25 protein-coding genes are annotated in these 24,436 nt (G+C 30.8%); 2 read left to right on the top strand and 23 right to left on the bottom strand.

Features of this window, described 5'->3' with window-relative positions; translation table 11 throughout:
* Positions 1 to 150 precede the first annotated feature (150 nt).
* Both recU and CD129_RS07510 read left to right on the top strand, forming a co-directional pair.
* On the top strand, positions 151 to 777 hold the full coding sequence (gene recU, locus CD129_RS07515) for a Holliday junction resolvase RecU (protein ID WP_115337441.1): 627 nt from the start codon (positions 151 to 153) through the stop codon (positions 775 to 777).
* A complete protein-coding gene (locus CD129_RS07510) occupies positions 774 to 3,119 on the top strand; it encodes a transglycosylase domain-containing protein (protein WP_115337440.1) in 2,346 nt (781 codons plus the stop codon). The genes recU and CD129_RS07510 overlap by 4 nt, the downstream gene beginning before the upstream one ends.
* A gap of 592 nt (positions 3,120 to 3,711) precedes the next feature.
* On the opposite strand, the gene CD129_RS07505 is transcribed toward CD129_RS07510, so the two are convergent.
* The 23 genes from CD129_RS07505 to CD129_RS07395 all read right to left on the bottom strand — a co-directional run bounded on the left by CD129_RS07505 (position 3,712) and on the right by CD129_RS07395 (position 24,398).
* Complete coding sequence (locus tag CD129_RS07505) at positions 3,712 to 4,059, bottom strand: YpoC family protein (RefSeq protein WP_078356647.1); 348 nt, start codon at positions 4,057 to 4,059, stop codon at positions 3,712 to 3,714.
* On the bottom strand, positions 4,056 to 4,724 hold the full coding sequence (gene nth / locus CD129_RS07500; RefSeq protein WP_107509662.1) for an endonuclease III: 669 nt from the start codon (positions 4,722 to 4,724) through the stop codon (positions 4,056 to 4,058). Before nth ends, CD129_RS07505 begins: the two co-directional genes overlap by 4 nt.
* Positions 4,714 to 5,406: a DnaD domain-containing protein gene (locus CD129_RS07495; protein ID WP_115337439.1), complete on the bottom strand. Its 693-nt coding sequence runs from the start codon at positions 5,404 to 5,406 to the stop codon at positions 4,714 to 4,716. Before CD129_RS07495 ends, nth begins: the two co-directional genes overlap by 11 nt.
* A gap of 76 nt (positions 5,407 to 5,482) precedes the next feature.
* Positions 5,483 to 6,775 carry an asparagine--tRNA ligase gene (gene asnS, locus CD129_RS07490; protein ID WP_115337438.1) on the bottom strand — a complete coding sequence of 431 codons (1,293 nt, stop codon included), beginning with the start codon at positions 6,773 to 6,775 and terminating at the stop codon, positions 5,483 to 5,485.
* A 62-nt stretch (positions 6,776 to 6,837) separates the two neighbouring features.
* On the bottom strand, positions 6,838 to 9,531 hold the full coding sequence (locus CD129_RS07485; protein ID WP_115337437.1) for a helicase C-terminal domain-containing protein: 2,694 nt from the start codon (positions 9,529 to 9,531) through the stop codon (positions 6,838 to 6,840).
* Positions 9,532 to 9,541: 10 nt separating this feature from the next.
* Complete coding sequence (locus CD129_RS07480; RefSeq protein ID WP_115337436.1) at positions 9,542 to 10,510, bottom strand: biotin--[acetyl-CoA-carboxylase] ligase; 969 nt, start codon at positions 10,508 to 10,510, stop codon at positions 9,542 to 9,544.
* On the bottom strand, positions 10,497 to 11,708 hold the full coding sequence (locus CD129_RS07475) for a CCA tRNA nucleotidyltransferase (RefSeq protein WP_115337435.1): 1,212 nt from the start codon (positions 11,706 to 11,708) through the stop codon (positions 10,497 to 10,499). Before CD129_RS07475 ends, CD129_RS07480 begins: the two co-directional genes overlap by 14 nt.
* Before the next feature lies 1 nt (position 11,709).
* Positions 11,710 to 12,831, bottom strand: a complete 1,122-nt coding sequence (gene bshA / locus CD129_RS07470; protein ID WP_115337434.1) for an N-acetyl-alpha-D-glucosaminyl L-malate synthase BshA — start codon at positions 12,829 to 12,831, stop codon at positions 11,710 to 11,712.
* A 19-nt stretch (positions 12,832 to 12,850) separates the two neighbouring features.
* On the bottom strand, positions 12,851 to 13,165 hold the full coding sequence (locus tag CD129_RS07465) for a nucleotide pyrophosphohydrolase (protein ID WP_115337433.1): 315 nt from the start codon (positions 13,163 to 13,165) through the stop codon (positions 12,851 to 12,853).
* A 208-nt stretch (positions 13,166 to 13,373) separates the two neighbouring features.
* Positions 13,374 to 14,060 carry a zinc metallopeptidase gene (locus CD129_RS07460; RefSeq protein WP_078356638.1) on the bottom strand — a complete coding sequence of 229 codons (687 nt, stop codon included), beginning with the start codon at positions 14,058 to 14,060 and terminating at the stop codon, positions 13,374 to 13,376.
* Between the two features lie 53 nt (positions 14,061 to 14,113).
* The gene (locus CD129_RS07455; protein WP_115337432.1) at positions 14,114 to 14,707 is read right to left on the bottom strand and encodes a DUF1405 domain-containing protein; all 594 of its coding nucleotides are present in this window, start codon (positions 14,705 to 14,707) and stop codon (positions 14,114 to 14,116) included.
* Between the two features lie 48 nt (positions 14,708 to 14,755).
* Positions 14,756 to 15,544, bottom strand: a complete 789-nt coding sequence (locus tag CD129_RS07450; protein WP_078356636.1) for a menaquinol-cytochrome c reductase cytochrome b/c subunit — start codon at positions 15,542 to 15,544, stop codon at positions 14,756 to 14,758.
* 37 nt (positions 15,545 to 15,581) lie between these two features.
* Positions 15,582 to 16,256: a menaquinol-cytochrome c reductase cytochrome b subunit gene (qcrB, locus tag CD129_RS07445; protein ID WP_016912349.1), complete on the bottom strand. Its 675-nt coding sequence runs from the start codon at positions 16,254 to 16,256 to the stop codon at positions 15,582 to 15,584.
* Between the two features lie 13 nt (positions 16,257 to 16,269).
* Positions 16,270 to 16,773 carry a Rieske (2Fe-2S) protein gene (locus CD129_RS07440; protein WP_115337431.1) on the bottom strand — a complete coding sequence of 168 codons (504 nt, stop codon included), beginning with the start codon at positions 16,771 to 16,773 and terminating at the stop codon, positions 16,270 to 16,272.
* 293 nt (positions 16,774 to 17,066) lie between these two features.
* Positions 17,067 to 17,507 (bottom strand): DUF2487 family protein, encoded by a 441-nt coding sequence (locus tag CD129_RS07435; protein WP_115337430.1) that lies wholly within the window; start codon positions 17,505 to 17,507, stop codon positions 17,067 to 17,069.
* Positions 17,507 to 18,040: a YpiB family protein gene (locus CD129_RS07430; RefSeq protein WP_115337429.1), complete on the bottom strand. Its 534-nt coding sequence runs from the start codon at positions 18,038 to 18,040 to the stop codon at positions 17,507 to 17,509. The genes CD129_RS07435 and CD129_RS07430 overlap by 1 nt, the downstream gene beginning before the upstream one ends.
* A gap of 12 nt (positions 18,041 to 18,052) precedes the next feature.
* Positions 18,053 to 19,291 carry a tetratricopeptide repeat protein gene (locus tag CD129_RS07425; protein ID WP_115337428.1) on the bottom strand — a complete coding sequence of 413 codons (1,239 nt, stop codon included), beginning with the start codon at positions 19,289 to 19,291 and terminating at the stop codon, positions 18,053 to 18,055.
* A 16-nt stretch (positions 19,292 to 19,307) separates the two neighbouring features.
* Positions 19,308 to 20,381 (bottom strand): 3-dehydroquinate synthase, encoded by a 1,074-nt coding sequence (gene aroB, locus CD129_RS07420; RefSeq protein ID WP_115337427.1) that lies wholly within the window; start codon positions 20,379 to 20,381, stop codon positions 19,308 to 19,310.
* Positions 20,382 to 20,389: 8 nt separating this feature from the next.
* On the bottom strand, positions 20,390 to 21,556 hold the full coding sequence (gene aroC, locus CD129_RS07415) for a chorismate synthase (RefSeq protein ID WP_115337426.1): 1,167 nt from the start codon (positions 21,554 to 21,556) through the stop codon (positions 20,390 to 20,392).
* Between the two features lie 120 nt (positions 21,557 to 21,676).
* A complete protein-coding gene (ndk, locus tag CD129_RS07410; RefSeq protein WP_078356629.1) occupies positions 21,677 to 22,129 on the bottom strand; it encodes a nucleoside-diphosphate kinase in 453 nt (150 codons plus the stop codon).
* Between the two features lie 75 nt (positions 22,130 to 22,204).
* Complete coding sequence (locus CD129_RS07405) at positions 22,205 to 23,167, bottom strand: polyprenyl synthetase family protein (RefSeq protein WP_078356628.1); 963 nt, start codon at positions 23,165 to 23,167, stop codon at positions 22,205 to 22,207.
* 12 nt (positions 23,168 to 23,179) lie between these two features.
* The gene (locus CD129_RS07400; RefSeq protein WP_115337425.1) at positions 23,180 to 23,884 is read right to left on the bottom strand and encodes a demethylmenaquinone methyltransferase; all 705 of its coding nucleotides are present in this window, start codon (positions 23,882 to 23,884) and stop codon (positions 23,180 to 23,182) included.
* Positions 23,885 to 23,927: 43 nt separating this feature from the next.
* The gene (locus CD129_RS07395) at positions 23,928 to 24,398 is read right to left on the bottom strand and encodes a hypothetical protein (RefSeq protein ID WP_078356626.1); all 471 of its coding nucleotides are present in this window, start codon (positions 24,396 to 24,398) and stop codon (positions 23,928 to 23,930) included.
* Between the last annotated feature and the right edge of the window lie 38 nt (positions 24,399 to 24,436).

Raw genomic sequence — 24,436 nt, 5'->3', positions numbered from 1 at the left:
TGAAGTTTGTGTTTTAAAAATCCCCACGCTAAAATCATAACATAACTAGAAAAGTTCTAGAATATATTTGTATCATAAAAAACTTTTGTAACTTATAATGAAATAAGGTATAATATTTAGAGTTTTATGATATGAAGATAGGTGATGAATTTGAACTATCCAAATGGTAAAAAAGTATCAAAAGATACTTCTAAAGTCTTAAGTCAAGACTCCACAAAGTATAGTAAAATAAAATATGGTAAACGGGGTATGAATTTAGAAGAGGAAATTGATAAATCAAATCAATATTTCAGATTAGAAAATATTGCTGTTATCCATAAGAAACCAACACCTATTCAAATTGTTGATGTAGATTATCCTAAAAGACAAAAAGCTGTCATTAAAGAAGCATATTTTAGAAAACCTTCAACAACAGATTACAATGGTGTTTATAATGGATACTATATTGATTTTGAAGCTAAGGAAACCAAAAATAAAACAAGTTTCCCATTAAATAATATTCACGACCATCAAGTATCACATATGGAACGAGTTTTAAACCAAAAAGGGATATGTTTTTTATTGATAAAATTCAGCTATCATGATAGCGTATTTTTATTGCCTTTTAGGGAATTTATGGTATATTGGGACAGATATAAATCTGGTGGGAAAAAGTCCATTACACTTAAAGAAATTGAAAATGATGGATATTTAATTCCAATCCAATTTAGACCAAGAATTAACTACATAAAAATAGTTGATCAATTGATAAAAATAGAAAGTGAGGCGCTCAAATGAGTCAATCAAAAGCTTCTAATAGTAAAAATAACAAAGAACAACCTAAGAAAAAGAGGAATATTAAAAGAACAATAATTAAGGTGTTTGGTATTCTCGCACTTGCATTCTTGGCAATGGTAATAGTAGGTGTTCTCTTATTTGCATATTATGCTTGGAAAGCTCCTGCTTTCAATGAAAGTGCACTTAAAGACCAGTTGCCAACTAAAATATACGATAAAAACAATGAACTCGTAACAACCCTTTATATGGGACAAAAAAGAGAACATGTTAAATTTGACGAAGTTCCAGACCAATTAAAAGATGCTGTTCTAGCAACTGAAGATAATCGATTTTATGATCATGGTGCATTAGATTATAAACGTTTATCTGGCGCAGTATTGAAAAACTTTACAGGTGGATTTGGATCTCAAGGTGCCTCAACACTTACACAACAAGTTGTAAAACGTTCATTCTTAACTGATAAGAAATCAATTGAAAGAAAAGCTCAAGAAGCATACCTTTCATATAGACTTGAACAAGAATATTCAAAAGATGAAATTTTTGAAATGTATTTAAACAAAATCTATTACTCAGATGGTATTTATGGTTCACAAACTGCAGCTAAGTATTATTTTGACAAAAAACTAAAAGATTTAAACTTAGCAGAAACAGCATATTTAGCTGGTTTACCACAAGTTCCAAACCAATATAATATTTATGACAATCCTGAGGGTGCTGAAAAACGTAAAGACACAGTACTTTATTTAATGGAAAGACATGGCAGAATTTCTAAGGAAGAAATGAAAGAAGCACAAGATACACCTATCGATAAGAACTTAGTTCAAAGAACGGTAGAAGAAAGAAATGAAGCAATGACAGAAACACCAGATAACGAGTACGCTTCATATATTAATTTTGTTAAACAAGAAATTACTGAGAATAAAGCATTTAAAGGACAATCTTTAAACGATATTATGACAAACGGAAATAAAATCTACACAAACATGGATAAAGATGTTCAAAAGAAATTACAAGATGCTGTAGATAACGGTACTTTCTATAAAAACAAAGACCAAATTACTGGTTCATCCATTGTAGATACTAAAACTGGTAAACTCGTTGGTATTAGCGGTGGTAAAGATTATAAAGATGTTGTAGATAGAAACCAAGCAACAGACCTACATCCAACTGGTTCGTCATTAAAACCAATTTTATCTTATGGTCCAGCAATAGAAAATATGCAATATGCTACAAATCATAAGTTCCAAGATGAAAAAGAATACAGAATTAATGGTAGTGTATTTAAGAACTATGATGGCAATGGCCACGGATCAGTGACAATGGCAGACGCATTAGCAAGATCATATAACATACCAGCACTGAAAGCTTGGCAAGAAACAAATCAAAATGCTGGTGAAAAAGCAGTTAAAGATTTTGCATCTAAAGTTAATTTAAATTATAAAGAAGAAATAGGACCTTCAGAAGTACTAGGTGGTTCACAATCTGAATTCTCCCCTACTCAACTCGCTTCAGCATTTGCAAGTATGGGTAATGGCGGAACATATAACGAAGCTAAATCAATTAGAAAAGTTGTAACACAAGATGATGAAACAATTAAATTCTCAAGTGATAGTCATAAAGCAATGGAAGATTACACAGCATATATGTTAACTGAAATGCTTAAAGGTACTTTCGATGCATATGGTTCTGCTTATGGTTATGGCGTTGACGGAGTAAATGTAGCAGCTAAAACTGGTACAGGTACTTATGGTGATGAAGTATATAATGAATATCAATTACCTGAAAATGCAGCCAAAGATGTTTGGATTACAGGTTATTCACCTCAGTACACAATGTCCGTTTGGATGGGCTTCAATAAAGTTAAAGATTACGGTGAAAATTCATTCTTAGGACACGATGAACAAATTAAACCACAAATGTTATTTAAAGATGTAATGTCACAAATATCAAGTTATGATGGTGCAGACTTCGAAAAACCTGATTCAGTAACAGGTAGTGGTAAGAGCCTAAGTGTTGCAGGTAATGAAGATAACCAAACAACAAGTAGCTCAGCACCAAGTACTGACAATAGTAATGATAGTAACAATAACAATCAAAATAACTATAATTTCTCAAACAATAATAATAATGTAACAACAAATGAACCACAAACAAACTCAAATACATCAAGATCATCTAACACACAAAGTACAACTCAACAACAATCAACTAATACTGAAGAAGTAACAACAGAAGAACAAACAACTGAAGCACCTACTTCCGAAGATTCTAGTGATAATAGTTCAAGCAGTTCCAGTTCGAGCGCAGCTAAAGAAGCCGCCAAAGAAGCTGAAAATGATTAACGACTACTAAATATTAAGAGCAGAAATTCATTTTAATAATGAATTTCTGCTCTTATTTTTTATGCACATGCTTACACTTCTTTCGACTTGTGTTAATATAGGCATCCTTAGTTACACTTCTACTGACTTGTGTGAATATAGGTATCCTTAGTTACACTTCTACTGACTTGTGTGAATACAGATACCCTTGCTTACACTTCTACTGACTTGTGTTAACATAGGTATCCTTAGTTACACTTCTTTCCATTTATGTAAATATAGTTACCCTTGCTTACACTTCTCTCAACTTATGTAAATATAGACACTTAAGATTAATTACCTTTGACATAAATGTCCTAGTATTTTAATGATAATCATTTAGCTAACTCTTAGAATTACCATTTTTCTATATAAATATGGTTATTACGACGATTTTGTAAGTGCTGACGCCTGAGGGAAAAGTATGAGCGAGAGACTACAGGCTCGAACCATACCCCTAGGCAAGCATGCACGTACAAACTCGGAAGATATAAAAAAATTAGCATATCACTGTAAACTTTAAAAAATCAGTTACGTGATATGCTAATATAATAATCCACACGATCAAATACTTTTATTTATCTTCTTTTAATCTTGCTTCTCTTTTAAGTTTAAGTTGATGTCTTGCATTCATCTTAATAAGTTCATCTTTAAGCGTTACCATCTGTCTATAACCCATAAAGTGATAAATTCTATCATTTATATATTGATATCTTTCTTCAAAGTTCATTGGTATAACTGGATAGTCATGGATACCTTTTATTTCAAATTTGTCTATTTGGTTGATTTGTTCTATATAAGCTATGATAAGTGCATAATATTGATCTAAGAGTTCGTGAGCTTCATTACTTTTTAATTGTTTGTTTTTTACAAGTGGTTCTATTTGTTCTTCTAATATTATAAAATCATTCTTTTCTATCATGCTTCATCAACCTTTACTAGTCCTGCTTTTAATCTTTTCTGACCTTCTCTACAATCAGCCAGCAATGGACATGCTTCACATTTAGGCTTGCGTGCAACACAGTGATATCTACCAAAGAAAATTAACTGATGATGGCTTTTAGTCCACCTTTCTCTTGGTATAATACTACATAAGCGATCTTCTACTTGTCGTACATTATCCTTTTGTCTACATATTGCTAGACGTTTTGAAACTCTTTCAACATGTGTATCAACCGCAAGAGAAGGTTCTCCAAATGCAACACTCATTACAACGTTTGCCGTCTTACGGCCAACACCTGCTAAAGATTCTAGCTCTATATGTGTACTAGGTACAATGCCGTCATAATTATCCAACAGTGATTGACATAATTTTTGAATGTTTTTTGCTTTATTTCGAAATAGTCCGATTGATCTAATATCATCTTGTAATTCTTCTAAACTCACATTTAAGTAGTCTTCAGGTGTTTTATATTTTTGAAAAAGCGACTTTGTGACTTTATTAACTAAAACATCTGTACATTGTGCAGATAGCAATACAGCAATTGTTAGTTCAAAAGGATTGTCGTGTACAAGCTCACATTCAGCATCAGGAAACATTTCATCTATGACATCCATCATTTCTAATGCTCTTTTTTTACTTATCATAAGGATTCTCCCCGTTCACCCAATCAAAAATCGGTATTGAATTTACATTTTGTTTTAATTTTTTGTTGTGATTAAATTTCTCACTTTCTTCTTTTGAAGACTGAACAGTTGTAATGTTTTTCTTCTTCCAATTTAATAAAATCCTATCAATATACTTGAAGCTTAGCTTGTCTAAACTATGCGCTTCATTTAGTGCACTTTGTATAAGCTCATTAGAATGGTGATCAGTATCAATCCAATGATTTAATGTTTGAACTTCAAGTGGTGTTAAAGGACGTCCAAACGTAGATTCAAATTCTTGGAATAATTTTTTGAATTGACTGTTTTGATCTTCAACAGTATCTTCTTGCTTTACTTCATTCATTATTAAAGCTAATTGTTCAAATAATGGTTCAAACGATATGAATTCATTATATTTATGCTGCTCATCTTTTTCAATTTTAATGTCAATACATTTTAGCTGTGAAAGTTGATTAATGACATGACTTACTTCTTGAATAGACAAACTTGTTCCTTGTTGAATATTTTCTAATGGTGGTTGCAAATTTCGATCATTTTCTTGATCTAATAATTTTACTAATATAACAAATTGTTTTTCATTTAAACCTAACTTTACGTAATGATTAAATAAAGCGCGTTGAATAATGACCGGTTTTTCTTTTAACATTTCGCTGGAATACATCTTTTCACCTACTTTGTGATTGAAATAATGCCAAATGATTAGAGGCTGAGACAATTAATATGTCCCAGCCTGATTATTATGGATATAAACGATTTAATAAGCGTGGGAACGGTGAAGTTTCTCTAACATGTTCAACTCCACTTAACCATGCTACTGTTCTTTCTAGACCTAATCCAAAGCCACTATGAGGTACACTTCCATATTTTCTTAAGTCCGTGTAATAGCTATATGAATCTGGATCTAATCCATGTTCTTTAATTCTTTGATTAATTAAATCTAAGTCACTAATTCTTTCTGAACCACCAATAATTTCACCGTAACCTTCAGGTGCAATTAAGTCAGCACATAGTACTGTTTCTGGATTTTCAGGATTTGGTTCCATGTAAAATGGTTTAATTTTAGTTGGATAATTGATAATAAATACTGGTTTATCATAATGATTTGCAATTGCTGTTTCATGTGGTGCGCCAAAATCATCGCCCCATTCAATATCATCAAAGCCTTCTTTATGCAAGAATTCAACAGCATCATCATAAGTGATTCTTGGGAATGGTGTTGAAACGGCCTCTAATTTAGAAGTATCTCTTTCAAGCAAATCTAATTCTAAAGTACAATTTTCTAATACTGAATTCACAATATGATGTACATAATTTTCTTGAACTTCTAAACTTTGATCATGTTTCATAAATGCCATTTCTGGTTCAATCATCCAGAATTCAATTAAGTGACGTCTTGTTTTAGATTTTTCAGCTCTAAATGTTGGACCGAAACTGAAAACTCTACCATGTGCCATAGCAGCAGCTTCCATGTATAATTGTCCACTTTGTGATAAGAATGCATCTTCTTCGAAATATTTTGTATGGAATAGTTCACTCGTACCCTCAGGTGCACTACCAGTCAAAATTGGTGGGTCTATTTTAGTGAATCCATTGTCATTAAAGAATTCATAAGTAGCACGAATAATTTCATTTCTAATTTTCATAACAGCGTGTTGACGTTTAGAACGTAACCACAAATGTCTATGGTCCATTAAGAATTCTGTTCCGTGGTTTTTAGGCGTTATAGGATAATCGTGTGATTCTGAAATGACTTCTACTGAGCTTACTTGCATTTCATATCCAAATTTAGAACGCTCATCTTCTGTAATTGTTCCCGTTACAAATACTGATGTTTCTTGAGTTAATGATTTAGCAAGTTTGAAAATATCTTCTGATACTTCTGCTTTTACTACAACACCTTGCATAAATCCTGTACCATCTCTTAATTGTAAGAATGCTATTTTCCCACTAGATCGCTTATTTGCAATCCAAGCACCGATTGTCACTTCTTGATTGACATAATCTTTTGCTTGTTTAATCGTAATATTCATTTATATTTCTCCTATTCAAATAAATTACCTATAGTCATTTTATCAAATTATCTATATAACTGCTATCTGTTTGGATATTTTCTTAATTTATCTTGGAAATTATTTATATCGCCTTCTATAACTGGTATTTCGCCTAAAGCATTTATGAAAAATTTACTATAATTACTATCTAAAATTCTTCTATCAAAACATACTAACAATCCTTGATCATTTTTATTTCTAATTAACCTACCGATACCTTGTCTAAATTTAGTAACAGCATCTGGTAATACAAAGTCTTTAAAAGGATTTTCAAATTCATCTTTCATCAAATGGTATCTAGGGTCATCTTGATGAATGAACGGTAATTTAGTCATCATGACACATTTAATTCCTGAAGATTGATAATCAAAACCTTCAAAGAAAGATAATGTTCCAAGTAAAATTGTTTTATCAAATTGATTAAATTGTTGAACAATTTTATAAACATGTGAATGCTGTTGTTGCATTAATAATACATAGTCATCAAATATTTCAAGTTCTTCCATATAACGGTATACTTGATAAAGCATTGAGTAGTTCGTGAATAATACTAAACATTTTTGATTTGTTTCACTTACAAATGTAGATAAGTAATGAACAATTGTTTCAATATACTCATCTTGATTATGGAACTGATAACTTGGCATATTTTTAGGAACAAAACATGCTGCTTGATTTTTCAAATCATAAATATCATTCAAATAATATGTATTGAATTCAATATTTTTAGGAAACATAGATTTAAACGATGTAAACGACTCATTTACAGTTAATGTTCCTGAAATGAAAATATTACTATTAAATTGCTCAATAAATACTTGATTAAGTAAATCTTTAACTTCTTCTTTTTTAACAAAAAGAGAAAGTGTAGATTTTTGAGTTAACTTTTTAATTGATACGTATGGTACTTGCCCCGATTTAATAACGTTATATATCTTAGTATACTGATGATATATATAAATCAATTCTTTTTTGAATGCTTTCACATGAGCATGTGTAAAAGATTTGAATCTAGATAAAATTTGATTAATCGTACCTATTTGTAGTTTGAATATTTCAGATAGCTTCGTAACATCGATATCATAGATATAATGAATTTGTTGTTCGTCATCATTTTGAGATTTATGCTTTTGATTGATTTGATCCATTAATTCATCGAATAAATTTTCGTTTTGTTCATGTAATAATTCGATATCTTTTTTTAATTGATAAATATCAATGGGATCTATTGGGTATTGCTCTATAATTCTTCTGTTTTCTAATTTATCTAATCTTCTAAATAATTTTTCTTGTTCATTTTTACCTAATAATCCAAGATGATATTTAATGTGTTGATAACTTAAATTATCAGTAACTTGGTTAAGTGCATAGTCTTGTATACGGTGTGCTTCGTCTACAATTATATGTTTAAACAATTGATAAACAGTGTCTTCAGTACTATGTTGCAATAAATGCGCATGATTCGTAATACCTATCTCAACACTTTGAGCACTCTCTTTAATAAATTGATAATAATGAATGTCATTTTTAAATGGAACATAAGTTGTTCTTTTTTGGTCAAAGAATACTTTTTGTCCTCCTTTTAGATGTAACTCTTCAATATCTCCAGTTTCAGTCTCTAAAATCCAAACTAATAACTGCATTTTTAAAATCGTTGCTTCATAATTATCAGTATCATCTTGAAGAATGTTTAAAATTAAGCCTAGTGAAATGTAATGATCTTTACTTTTTATAATCATTGCCTTTAAATCAAGATCTAATGCATTCAACACTTTGTTGAACTCTTGCTCTAGTAGTTGATTTTGTAATAATTTTGTATGAGTTGAAACAAGTATGTGCTCTCCTGTTTCTAAATAGTAAAGCAGTGAAGCAAGTACAAAACTCATCGATTTTCCACTTCCAAGAGGTGCTTCGATAAGCGCATTTTCATTATGCATTAAAGAATCAAATAATTGTTGAACTAATTGATATTGTTCTTTACGATAATCAAAATTAAATGTTTTAAGAATTCTATCATAGGCTTCATCAATTGTTATAATTTCACTATTTTTCGATTTACGTATAGGTGTTTGCTTTAAGTAGTTGATATTTTGATATTTTTTTATTTTGCTTGAATTTGTCACTGTATTTTGACTAGTTCTAACAATTTCAAATAAAATATCTTTCAAGTCATATTTCAGTGACTTTGATAAATAGTAAAGTTGTTTAACAGTATCTATAGGTAAATCTTTTATTTTTTGAATAGCTTTTATAAACAATAAAGCTGTTGCTTTAGCATCTTCATCTGCACTATGTGCTTGATTCAAATCGACTTTTAAAGATTGGCTTAATTCACTTAACTGATAGCTTTCTTCAGTTGGAAAAGCAATTTTAAAGAGTTCCATCGTATCTATTATTAATTTTGGTTCAAATTCTATTTGATATTTTTCAAAATGAGCCTTTAAAAAGTTCAAATCAAATAAAACGTTATGCGCTACAAACACACAGTCTTTTAACATTACAAATAAAGATTTACTAATCTCGTCAAAATATGGCGCATCTTGTAAATCTAACTCATTTATATTTGTTAATGCCTGGATGAAAGATGGAATTTCCAAATCAGTTTTAACATATGTATGGTAAGTATCTACAATTTGTTGGTCTTCTATAAATGTAATACCAATTTGTATAATTTCATCATATTGTATTTGGTTTCCAGTTGTCTCTAAATCTACGACAGCGTATCTTTGCGCCATATTATCTCTCCTATATTTCGATATCTGCGCTCATAAATTGATGTAAATTGCCATCCTCAGATATCACAGTTAAGAACCCATTATCTTGTATATCTATTGCTCGCCCAACGATTTGTTTTTTGCCTTCAGTATAAGTTAAAGTTTTATTCCAGATCATGCTTTTTTCTTTATATAATGCTTTAATTTCACTAAATGGTAAATTCAAGAATTGGTCATATCTCTGTTCAATTGCTTTAATTAGTAATGTTAGAAATTGATAAGGATCTATAGGCTTACCATTCTCTATATTTAAACTCGTTGCACGTGATTGATTTACTTTATCAAATTCTAATTGAGTCTGATTTAAATTTATACCTATTCCACAAATGATTGCATGAACACCATCCGTATCGGCAATCATTTCTGTCAAAAATCCACATACTTTTTTATTACCAATATAAATATCATTTGGCCATTTTATTTTACATTGTATATTATAATGTTGTTCAATCACTTCTTGAATTGCAAGACTAATAAATAAATTGAATGTCGACATTTTTTGAATAGCTATGTCAGGTTTTAATACGATTGACATCCACAGGCCTTTGCTTTTTAGAGAGGACCATTCACGATTAAATCTCCCTCTTCCTTTAGTCTGTTCATCGCTTAATACTACAAAATGATTATTTATCTCATTTATATAAGATTTAGCAAGTATTTGAGTAGAATCAACCTGAGTTTGAACGATTGCTTGATTCAACAATGCGTTGTCTTTAAGTTCAATATTAACAATGTCTTCTTGCCAAATGGAAGGAATACTCGCAATTTTATATCCTTTATTTGAAATGGATTCAATTTGGAATCCTTCTTTTCTAAGTTGATCAATTACTTTTTTTACAGTAACACGTGAACAATTTAATGTCTCAGCAATTTGTTGACCTGATAAATATTTATCATTTTGATATAAATAACTAACAATTTCACGTTTATATTTCGACATTCTCTCGCACCCATTCTATTAACTCATTTTGTGTATTATTCACTTTATTTAAAATTACTGCTTGCTCTACTTTATTTAATATATCTTTTATCCATGGCCCACCATTTTTATTAAATTCATTCATGATGATTTGACCATTAATACTTAAATCTGACTTATCATATATAGGTAGTTTATCATAAATTTCATTTACTAAAATAGTATTCATTATTGTAGGATGAAATTGTATATTAAGTGATTGATTATTTTCATATATAAATTGTATGACTTTGTTTACTTTATTGTTGCCATAATTATAAATCATACTAGTCATTTCCACTTTTGAAATGTTTCCATTTTCAAATTCATTAAATAGATTATAATAAGAAATTATTTCATGTTTCTCTTTATTACTTATTTTCAAATGATTTAAACTCGAAAGTTCTAAATGATATATATAGCATAATGAAGCAATCCATAGTTCGAAATTTGAATGTTGTGGTATAAAAATTGTTTCCAAATTGATATTTTTAAAAAATGGTATATATTTAAAAATTGCCATGTCTTTCATGGTTTGAATAATATGGGATACATAATTGCCTGAAATCATCTTTTTTAATTCAACGACAATTCTTTCGATTGCAATTTTATCTAATAAATGTGCTGATTGGCTCATTGCTTCTTTTGTTTCATCATCAATATTAAATCCTGTTTGAGCTTGAAACCTTACACCTCTCATTATACGTAGAGCATCTTCTTCCATTCTATCAATAGGTGTACCTACTGCTTTTATTATTTTATTGTTAATATCCTTCAATCCATTAAAATAATCATGCAGTTGATATGATTTATCCATAGCAATTGCATTCATCGTAAAATCTCTTCTTGCAACATCTTCATATAAATCTGTTACAAATTGAACCGATGTAGGTCTTCTGTGATCAACATAATCCCCATCTTTCCTAAACGTGGTTACTTCGAATTGTTGACCACTTCCTAATACAATTATCGTACCGTGTTCTTTTCCAATTGGTAAAGTTTTATCAAAGATTGATTCCACTTCTTCTGGTAAAGCACTTGTCGTTATATCTACATCAGAAATATGTTTATCCATTAAGTAATCTCTTACAGATCCTCCGACAAAGTAAGCATGATGGCCATGATTTTCAAGTGCTTCAATTATCCATTTGGCATCTTCAAAAACTTGATTAGAGCTCATATTAATCTCCTAACATATTGTTGTAACAAGATTCATATTGATCAGCAATCACTTTTGATGAGAAACGTTCCTTCACATCTGCTACCATAGCTTCTTGCATATTTTTATAAAGTGTATGATTAGTTAAAAGCTCAATTGCATGCTCACTTGCTTTATCAGTATCACCAACATCTACAGTGTATCCTGTTTCGCCATTTTTAATAACTTCTTTAATACCACCAGCATTAGTACCAATAGGAACGACACCAGTTAGCATAGCTTCTAACAGTACTAAGCCAAAGCTTTCTTTTTCACTCATTAACAAAGTTAAGTCTGACATCTGATAGAATATATTGACTTCATCTTGTTTTCCTAAAAATAGTACATGATTTTCTATGTTGAGATGTTTGATTTGTTCTCTAGCAACTTGTAGTTCAGGTCCATCCCCTATTAAAAGCAATTTAGATTTAACCTTTTTGTTTATTTTATAAAAAGTATCTACTACGTCATGAACACGTTTAACTTTTCTAAAATTTGATACAAAAGTAATAACTTTCTCGTCTTCTTCAATTCCGTATCTACTTCTTAAATCTGTATTATAAACTTGAGGAAAGTTATCTTCTTGTACAAAGTTGTATATTGTTTTAATTGGTTTATCGGGTCCTATCACTTCGTATGTTTCTTCTTTTAAACTATCACTTACACTTGTAACGACATCACTTTTTTCAATTCCAAAGCGAATAGCACTTTGCAACGATGTATCATAACCTAATACAGTAATATCAGTACCATGTAATGTAGTCATAATTTTTACGTCTTTTCCTGAAATTTGTCTAGCTAAAATACCACATATTGCATGTGGTACGGCATAGTGCATATGTAAAATATCTAAATCGTAATCATTTATTACATCTGCAATTTTTGCGCTTAATGTTATATCGTATGGTGGATATTGGAATACAGAATATTGATTAACATCAACTTGATGAAAAGTAACATTTGGAACAGGTTCTTTCATTCTAAAAGGCATGTTTGAAGTAATAAAATGAACTTCATGACCTCTTTTTGCCATTTCCAATCCTAGTTCAGTAGCTACTATACCTGAACCACCCATTGACGGATAACAAGTAATACCGATTTTCATATTATGCCTCCATAAAAACTTATTTTCGTTCAAATCTATCTTTATCTCTTACATTGAATTTATTCATAGTATCTTCAAAACTTTTATTTAAATCGATATTTAATGAATTAGCTAAACAAATTAATATAAATAAATTATCGCCTAATTCAGCTTCAATTGTATTTTCTTCTTCAGAAGATTTCTTTTTCTTTTCACCATGAGTATGGTTGATTTCTCTAGCCAATTCTCCAACTTCTTCTGTTAATCTCGCTAAGTTAGCTAATGGTGAAAAATAGCCAGTTTTAAATTGAGAAATATAAGTATCTACTTCTTTTTGCATTTCTTGCATATCCATACAAATCCCCCTCACTTATCTTTTATATTAATTTATAAAAGTGCTCACATATTAAAATTATATATGATTAACGTACATAATGACAATGTTATAAACTGACTATAGATTTTGATGCATATACTTTTAAAATTTATAGTTCATTATGAAATTAAAAATAAAAAACTACCGATTTAAGTTATAAACTTAAATCGGTAGTTTGTAATACGAATTAACTGTTACGTGCCATTAGAATAAATCTTGCTAACTCGGCTACTGCTACTGCTGTTGCAGCGACATATGTCATCGCAGCGGCTGATAAAACTTTCTTAGCATGTCTATATTCTTGTTGATTGACCATGTTTAGTTTTTCAATTTGGCGCATCGCCCGTTTACTTGCATCAAATTCGACTGGCAATGTAATGATTGAGAATAATACAGCGAATGACATAAATACGATACCAACCCATAATAATGTTGTTCCGAATGTACTGCTCATTGCTGTTAATACGATACCAGCTAAAATAATAATATAAGATAACGAACTACCTAAACTAGCAAGTGGTACTAAAGCTGTTCTAAACTTTAAGAAACCATAACCTTGAGCATGTTGTATTGCATGTCCTACTTCGTGAGCTGCAATCGCTGTACCTGCTACGCTAGGTTGTTGATAGTTTGATGGTGATAAAACTACACGTTTTTTAGATGGGTCAAAATGATCTGATAAGAACCCTTCACCTTGTAATACTTCTACATCATGAATACCATTAGCTGCTAGTATTTCTTCAGCCACTTGTTTACCCGTTTTACCGCTTGTTGAACGTACTCTTGAGTATTTATTGTAAGTTGATTTTACTTTAAATTGGAAGTACATAGGGACAAGCATAATGATCACAAAATAAATAATGAATGAAAACAAATTACTTCCTCCTTTATATCCCTGTTAGTTATTATATTACGGAGTGATGACCTCTACGTCAAATATTTCGAACGTATTTTTATGTTTTTTTGTAAATAAAATAAAAGGAGAAAAGCGATTATACTTAGCCAAAATGCAAAATATCCAATATGTGATTCATACTGACTTAACATGCTATATACAGGATATTGATGATACACATAATCTATTACATCGTTATGAAAGACCCATATCATCGTTGTTACAATATGCCAAGTTTTTATATTAAATGTAGGATAAAACATAAATGCTTGGATTGCCATAAGCCCGTGAGATGTCATTAGCATGATTGCCATAGGAAGAAGTTGTTCATAGTGAATCATGACAAATAAGTTCATCACCACTGCCCATACACCATATTTAATTAATGTCACAAATGCTAAACATTCAAATAAACCTAAATGTTTATTGAAATAAATAGCTGCAATGGCAATGACTAGGAAGAATGTTGCTGTTGGACTATCAGGTATGAATGGCCAAAAATACCATTTACTTTCTAACAATTGTCCTCCATACCAAATATATCCATAAATTGTTCCGAGTAGATTTGCAATAAATAGAGTTATGAGCACTGATTTTTGTCCCATAACGTATCTCCAAAATGCCATTATGTAACTCCTTTGAAAAAAGCCACCATAAAATGGTGGCTTTAATAATTATTTTTTCAATTCTTTACCGTTCGCATCTGTTTCGTGTAAATCAGCAACGTATTTAGAAACTTTATCGATTTCATCTTTTGAAAGTGTATCTTTAAAGCTAGGCATTTTACCTGCACCTTTTTCTACAAATCCTTGTACGCCCTCTTTTGGTAATTTCGATTCTACTAAGTTTGGACCTTGTCCACCAGTCAATTCACCACCATGACAACTTGTACAGTTTGACTTGATAATGTCTGTGTAGACTGGATCGGATTTATCTAAGTTAGAAAATACGATTTCACCTTGCTTAGCTTGTTGTTTCCAATCATGGTAATAACTTGATTCCCATGTTGTATAGAATAAGATAGCAATTGCAATTAACATGAAACCAGAAGCAAATGGTCTCTTTGTCCATTTACGTTCAGGGCCTCTATCTAACCATGGAGCTAATAATAAAGCACCAAAAGCAATACCTGGTAAGACGATTGCCCCAAATGTATTATAAGGACCAGATGCGAATGTATATTTAAGTATTTGATATAAGAATAAGAAATACCAGTCTGGTAATGGTGTGTAACCAGTATCAGATGGATCTGCCACACGTTCAAGTGGCGATGGATGAGCAACTGTTAAACATAAGTATGCAATTAAGAAAACTGCACCAGTCATCCATTCTTTTAATAGAAAGTCAGGCCAGAAACTTTCTGTACGACCTGGAAATTCTGAGTAATCTCTATTTAACTTTGGTTTGTCGTATGACTTAATTCTTGAGTCACCAACAAACTTCATCCCTTTACCGCGATGCATGTCGCATGACCTCCTTTTTCATTTATTCACGTTATTTTTATAGTGGACCTGAAATACCTTGTTTTCTGATCATTATAAAGTGTGCTGCCAGTAACGCGAATAGTGCAGCTGGTAGGAAGAATACATGTATCGCAAAGAAACGAGTTAGAGTTTGTGCACCAACTATTTCGGCATCCCCTGCTAGTAATGTCTTAACCCACGGCCCAATGATAGGAACTGATTCTGCAATTTGTAAACCTACTTTTGTTGCGAAAAGTGCTTTCATATCCCAAGGTAATAAATATCCAGTAAAACTTAATCCAAGCATTACGAAGAATATTAAAACACCTACAACCCAGTTTAATTCTCTAGGTTGTTTGTAAGACCCTGTGAAGAATACACGGAGTGTATGTAAAAACATCATTACTACTACTAAACTTGCTCCCCAATGGTGCATACCACGTACGATAACACCAGCAGCTACATCGTGTTGTAGATAGTAAACTGATTTCCAAGCATTAACGATATCTGGAACATAATACATCGTTAAAAACATGCCTGATAAAACTTGTATAACAGTAATGAAAAACGTTAGACCACCAAAACAATAAACGAAAGCTGAAAAGTGATAAGCAGGGTTAACATGCTCTGGCACTTCATGATCAGCAATATCTCGCCAAATTGGTGTAATATCAAGTCTGTCATCGACCCAATCATAGATTTTATCTATCATTGTTAATCCCTCCTTATTTAGCTAATTCGTTTTCGTGTTTTTTGCCGATTTGAATAATGCCATCTTTAACTTTTACTTCGTATTGATCAAGTGGTGCTAATGGTGGCGTACCAGGAATGTTTTTACCATTCTTTTCGTAACGGCCGTTATGACATGGACAATAGAATTGATTAGGATTTGAGTCATCACCATTCCAAGTCACTGTACATCCTAAATGTTTACAGACAGGTGATAAAGCTACAATTTCCTTTCCATCTTTGTATACCCAAGCGAATTCTGTAACTTCACTCGTATACCAAGCATCTTCTTGCTCGATTTTAAAGTCCACTTTTATAGGCTCTTTGCCAAGTTCTGACTCCTTTACGCCTGTAGCAATCAAATCGCCTTGTGCATCCGCTTTGAAAACAGGATCAAGCGCAAATCTACCCATAGGTAAAATCATACCAGCAGCCATAAATGACCCAACACCCATTAATGAATAGTTTAAAAATTGGCGTCGTGTGACACGTTGGCTCATTCAGATTCCCCCCTCTATTAATCGTTCTTTTATAACTAGGACAATTTAATTTTAGCCTATTATTTCAAGACGGTCAACGCTTTGTCACAATTTATATTTTATTTATTAAGGTTTTAACTAAGAAAGTTCAAAAATATGAAAAGGCTTTAATTTTTATGGACATTTTTTGGCGATAAAAGTGATTTTTGAAGAGTACTTTTTGAAAAAATTATCTAAGACATCTTCAAAATAAAAAGCATATCACTGCATAACTGAAAATATCAGTTGAGTGATATGCTTATTATTTACAAAAATTAAGAGTTTGTTTTATTCCAAGATTTTATGATGAATTTCATAAATTGTTTAACTTCATCTTCTATAAGTGTACGTTTCATTTCATCGTCTAGATCACTCATAGGGATTGTGTTAACCGTATAATATTCAATCTCACAATTTATATTTATTTTTTCACTACTTAAAATGATTATATTGTTAAGTCCATATTCATTTAAGCTTTGCACAAATGAATTTACATGGTCGTATTGATTTCCACTTGTAAAAAATGTAGGTGTTAGTAATAATCTACCTTTAAATTGTTTTTCTGCTAGCATTCCAACTAATTGTACTGTTTCGTTTTTATCGCATGAAGTTAATAATTGATGATTCATATCGATATTTGAAACTGGAATAATTGCTGTATCTATATATTCTAAGTTGTTTTTTAATTCTTTTAAGTCAATGTGATTAAATAACATTACTGATGTTCCTCCAACTCATTAATGAACTGCAATATTTTAGACATCTCTAAAAATGTGTCTTGATCATTATTATCTAATGATTTATCAATCTCATTTCTGATTAGTTGTCCCCAATGATGAAGTGAATTATTGTTATTGTTAAATGAACGTATATCTTTATCTTCTCCATAATAGTCAACTAACATTTGTAATATCAGCAATCTATTTAAGCGATCGTCATTTTTATTTAAATATAGTAAGACATTAAGTTCTGTATTATCCAATCTTATATCATGAAAGATTTGTCGACCATTTTCTATACAAAATTGGTCTTTACAATACAATAATGGTAATTGTTTAGATTGGGAAGTACTAATAGATAGAATTCGATTATTAGATAATTCACTAACAAAAGTTATATTTGATAAATATTTTGGACTACTTTTAAGTAAATTTAATATCCATACACTTTCAGCAATTTTAAAATCATATTGATACAATATATATTCAATGAACCGCTGTTTTTCATAGTTAAGCCATGTATGATTCATATTTAACCCTACTTATAATAGTCTTTCGTATTCTTGGTCCCAATAAGGATTCTCAGGATCGAGTTTGCGAACAGACTCTAATATATTTTTAGCAGTTTCTACATTTCCAATTTCTATTAAATAATGGTAATAGTCATTTAAGAAGTCTATGTTTTGTGTTAAATCTGGATAAGCTAATTCGTAAAAATGCTGTGCTTCTTTATCTCTTTCTTCTTCTCCGAATGCATACCCAACATGCCAAGCTACTATTGGATCGATGTCTTCATGGTCAACATAAGTTAGCAAGTTAATTAAGCCAGTTGTGTTATCTTTTTCACGATAATAATCAGCAAGAATAATTGCAGCTTCTGTATAAGATGGATCAACTGTTAAAGCATCTTGTAAAAGAATTGCACCATGTTCGTCATTTGTTGTTAACATTAGTCTAGCTGTATCAGTCATTAATTCTTTATAATATGCATTTAATCTAAGACCTTCTTTACCTATTTCAATTGCTTTTTCATAATCTTTTTCAGATTCGTAAATTTGAAGTAAGTAATGGTAAGCTTGCATAAAGTCGGGATCTTTTTGTAGAAGCTTCTCAAGTTGTTTAATTGCTTCTCTTGTTAAGTCATTTTTTTGATAACTTATTGCTTGTTTGAAATAATCTTCAGCAGTCATATCCATTTCAGAAACATTTTCATAATATTTAATCGCTTCTTCATATGCACCACTTTGTAAACTCGCATCAGCCATACGTGAATAAATAGATATCCCATTTACAATATCTTCACCTGTTTGCGTAATCGTTTCATAATTAGACATTGCTTTTAAATATTGACCGTCATAATAATACATTTCAGCTAAAGCAAAAGTAATAACGATGTCATCTGGTTCAATTTCTTTTGCTTCAATAAGTTTTTCAATTCCAACTTCGAATAATCCTTGTTGTTGATATAAATCAGCTTCTAGCATTAATTTTTCTGTTGAATGGGGGCTATTATATAGAACTTCATGTGCTTTATCTAAGTCATTTTGGTCGATAAGACCTTCTATATAATAAACGAGTAGTTCATTTTCATCTGGATAAAGTAAATAAAGTTCTTCAAATATTTTTACACCTTGATCGACTATTCCATATTTATATAATGTTTCTCCTAACATAAATAAAGCATCATGATCGTCAGATTGTAAAACTCTATTTACTTTCTCATCTAATTGTTCGATATTTTTCATATGAATATCGTCAATTACTTTATATACATCTTCCATATTTAAAGGACTCCTTCTATTCATTTATTAGAGATTTAAGTTCTATAAATGCATCTAATACTTCATCTTTAGAAACGGATTCAATTGTAAACGAAGCTTCGCCTTCTTGTAAAACCATTTGAATCGTTTGTCCAATATTCTTTTTGTCTTTTTTCATATAGTCAAAAATCAGCTCAATATTAGCATTATTTATTATGCTAAGTGGATATCCAAGTTCTTTTAAATAATTAATAAATATATGAATAGATTCTTGGTTATCAAAGAGATTTCTATTTTTATTTATGATTTTTTGGAATAAAATACCTATCATAACAGCTTCACCATGAGCAATTTTAGTTAAATATTCTAAACCATGTCCAAAAGTGTGTCCTAAATTTAAATGTTTACGTACGCCACCTTCGAACTCATCTTCAATGACAATTTTTAATTTTGTTTCTATACCCATTTTTAAAAATGTATCTATATTCTCAAGACGTGACAGTTCTTTAATAGATGAATATTGATCCATTAAATGCCATGTATCAGTTTCACTGTTTAAAATAGCATGTTTATATACTTCTCCAAAACCACTTCTAATTTCTGTATGTGGTAATGTATTTAAGAAGTTTAAGTCATATATCACAGCGCGAGGTCTGTGAAATGCGCCAATTAAATTTTTACCGACTGAAGCATTTATTCCAACTTTGCCACCAATTGCAGAATCATGTGCAAGTAATGTGGTAGGAACTTGTATAAAATCAATTCCACGTAATAAAGTAGCTGCTAGAAAACCAACAAAGTCTCCTGTAGCTCCTCCACCAATAGCAATCAATTGTGACTGTCTATTAATATTTAAAGACAATATTTTTTCGCTAATCGATTCGAAGTACGACATTTGTTTGCAAGCTTCACCACTCATAATAGTTATAAATTTAATATCCTGATTTTCAAGGTTTGCTTTAATATAATCTTTATGGAATCTATAAACATCTTGATCAATTAGAACGATATTTTGTTCGTTTTCTTTTAAAAAATGATTTATCTCTGCAAGTGCATTTTGCTTTAATATAATCGGATAGTTGTTGTCATTGTAAGTAGTTTCAAAAATCATTTCATCACCTAGAAATTTAAATTCCAATTACGATGATTCTTAACTGCATCTTGTAATTGGTCAATATGATTTGATTGATATTCTTCAGTAATTGCCTTAGCAACTTCAAATGCAATGACATGTTCACAAACTACGCTTGCTGCAGGGACTGCACAACTATCTGATCTTTCAATTGTAGCTTTAAAGCTATCTTTGGAATCTATATCAACAGAATTTAATGGTTTATATAGTGTAGGTATTGGTTTCATTACGCCGTTTATAACAATTGGCATACCATTCGACATACCACCTTCTAGTCCCCCAAGGTGATTTGATAAACGGTGGTATCCTTTTTCATTATCGTATGCAATTTCATCTTGAATTTCACTACCTGGTTTCTCAGCAGCTTTAAACCCTTCACCAAAACTTACGCCTTTGAAGGCATTAATACTAACCACAGCTTGAGCTAAACGCCCATCAAGTTTACGATCATAATGTACATAACTTCCGATACCAGCAGGAATATTTTCAACAACTACTTCGACTATACCACCGATTGAGTCTCCATCTTTTTTCGCTTTGTCAATTCGGTTTCTCATTTTTTCAGCTACTTCATCATTAATACAACGTACATCGTTATGGTCAATGTTTTCTTTAACCTCTTCAAGCGTATATTCAAAATCGTCTTTTACGCCACCTATTTCAATAACTCTAGAATAAATATCTATTTCTAAGGCTTTTAGTAAGATTTTTGAAACTGCACCAACAGCAACTCTTGCAGCAGTTTCACGTGCAGATGAACGTTCAAGTACATTTCTTAAATCTCTATGATTATATTTCATACCACCTACGAGATCTGCGTGACCAGGTCTAGGTTTAGTGATAACTCTTTTCATATTATCTAACTCTTCTTCAGTTAATGCGTCAGCACCCATGATTTTTCTCCAGTGTTTAAAGTCATCATTCTTCACGATGAGCGTAATAGGGCTACCTAAAGTATAACCATGTCTCACACCAGAAACTATTTCTACTGCATCTTTTTCAATTTGCATACGACGACCGCGACCATAACCTCCTTGACGTTTGAACATTTCTTCATTAATTTCATTTACGTCAATTTTTAAGTTAGCTGGAACACCTTCTATAATTACAGTTAGTTGCGGTCCATGTGATTCACCAGATGTTAAATAACGCATATAATCTCTCCCTACTGTTAATTAAATATAAAATTAATCATATCATATTTAACGCGTTAAATTAACAAAAAAGAAAGGAATCGTTTAACAAAAATTTGTTAAACGATTCCTTTCTCGTAATTATTTTTCATATACCCAATTTTCATTGTTTAATTTATAATTATTAAGTTCTGATTTATCAAACCATAAACCTATTTCACGTTCTGCTGACTCATTTGAATCAGAACCATGAATAATATTTCTTCCTAAATCAATACCATAATCCCCTCTTATAGTACCTGGAGCTGCTTTAGCAGGGTTTGTTTCACCAACAATTGTTCTTGTAACTTCAACTACATTATTACCTTCAACTACCATTGCAAATACTGGGCCAGATGTAATAAAGCTCACTAGTTTATTGAAAAAAGGTTTTTCAACATGTTCAGCATAATGTTCTTTAGCTAAATCTTCATTAGCTTGATATAATTTTGCTGCAACTAATTTTAATCCTTTTTGTTCTAGTCGTGAAACTACTTGACCAATTAAATTTCTTTGTACTGCATCAGGTTTAATCATTAAAAAAGTTCTTTCCATTGCGTAATCCCTACCTTTGTTTTATGTAAATCCAAGATAAGTTTATCATTGACTACAAGGAGTTGCAAGCGCTTTCTAATGGTTTCTATCTCTTATTTTTACAATTATTTCTAAAAGCATCTTTTTCCCTGATTCATTATTTAATGTATTGATTAAATTTTCTGCTTTCAGTAAATAATTATTGCTGACTTCTTTTGCCTTTTGCAATTCATTAGATGCTATAATTTCTTCTACTAATGAATCAAAGGTTTCTGCTGGACTCTCAACATGTAATTGATTAATACGCTCTTTAAATTCAGAAGAATTTCTCATTCTTAATAATACTGGTAAAGTAAGGTGTCCATTTCTTAAATCTGAACCAACTGGCTTACCTAACTTTTTCTCAGTGCTTGTAAAGTCCAATATATCATCAACAATTTGATAACTCATACCGATATAATAACCAATTTTAGTTAATTTTTTTACAGTTACATCATCTGCTCTAGCAGCATATGCACCTAATTCAGTAGACAATGAAATAAGCAATGCTGTTTTGCGCTTTATCCTTCTCAAGTAATTCGTTATAGATTGGTTTGAAACAAATTGATCTTCAAATTGAAATAATTCACCTCTACAAACTTCAATAATTCCTTGTGCTAATTGTTCGTGAAGTTTCGGATATTCAATCGTACTTACAGCATTTAATGATTGTGATAATAAGTAATTACCAGTTATAACTGCAGTTTGTACATCCCACTTCTTTGCAATTGTAGGCTTACCTCTTCGTTTGTCACTTTTATCAATTACATCATCGTGAACTAAACTCGCCATATGTATAAGCTCAAGTGTTGTAGCTACTGTGATTACATCTTTTGAATATTGCTCACCAAATTGACTTGCGATTAAAGTAAACAGCGGACGTATACGTTTACCACCAGAAGTTAATAAATATTGGCAAGCTTCATTTATAGTTGTTTGCTCACTATCTATATAATTATTCAATTGTCTTTCTATTTCTTTTACTTCTTTATTTATATGAATTTTTGTTTTGTCATACATGTAATCACCTTGTTATTTAGGTTTATAAGCTAAATGCATCGCTGAAACGCCACCAGTAAAGCTCTTAATTTTAATTCTTTCATATCCTACATCCGCAAACATTTCTGCTAATTCTTTTTTGCCAGGGAAATTTTCGGCAGACTCTTGTAACCAATTGTATTCTTGTAAAGATTTTGCAAATAACTTCCCAAATAATGGCATGATATTCTTGAAATAGAATCTATACAATTGTTTAAATACTGGCATTGTTGGTTGACTCGTTTCTAAACATACAACCATACCTCCAGGCTTTACCACTCTTTTAAGTTCGTTTAATACATGTTTGTAATCTGGAACATTTCTTAATCCAAATCCAATTGTTACATAATCAAATTCATTATCTTCAAATGGTAAATTCATAGCATCACCATGAATCAAATGTATATTAGCCATATTATCCGTTTTTTTCTTACCTGCTTCTAACATGTTCTCACTAAAGTCTAGTCCTACAACTTCTCCGTATGGGCCAACAGCATGGCTAAGTTGTATCGTCCAGTCAGCTGTTCCACAACATACATCTAAAGCTTTAGATCCAGGTTTAACATTCATTTGTTTCATCGTGTATTTACGCCATCTTTTATGCTGTTCAAAACTTATAATATTATTTAATGTATCATACTTTCCTGAAATGTTTTGGAAAACATCATGTACATGTTCTGATTTAGATTTATTATCCATTTAGTATTCATTCCTTTAAGTTTAAAAATATAGTCATTTTTATTTAGTAGTAATATGCATAAATGTCATCTTTTAATTGTTCTTTATCCATATTGATTTCATAATAATCTATTAAAGTTGTAATGAAAATAGATTCAATTTCTTTTATTTTCGTTGAATCAAGTGTCATATTTTCATTTGCTAAAGTTTGTTTCAATTCATTTTGTTTGCTGATTGCTTTAGTCATTGTATCTAAAAATATTAAATCCTTATTTAATGTAGCACATTTATAGAAATATGCACTAACAAGATCACCTATTAAGATATCTTGATTAGATACATTTGCTTCACCGATACGGTTTAAAAAGCGCATTGAGGCATCAATAGATATTGTAGCTAATTTCGCATGTATATCAATGTTAATATCATTTAATACATCTGCAATAATAGGATTAACTGCAGGTATATTTTTATTTTTAACGCCTTTTAATAAATTAGAAATTTCATAATTATAAATATTTTCAATTTTATCCATCTTATCACCTCAACATTATCACCTATATATCTTAACAC

The sequence above is a fragment of the Mammaliicoccus fleurettii genome (assembly GCF_003970575.1).
Taxonomy (GTDB): Bacteria; Bacillota; Bacilli; order Staphylococcales; family Staphylococcaceae; genus Mammaliicoccus; species Mammaliicoccus fleurettii.
The sequence above is the reverse complement of the archived record's forward strand: the minus strand, read 5'-3'. Positions and strand labels throughout refer to the sequence as shown.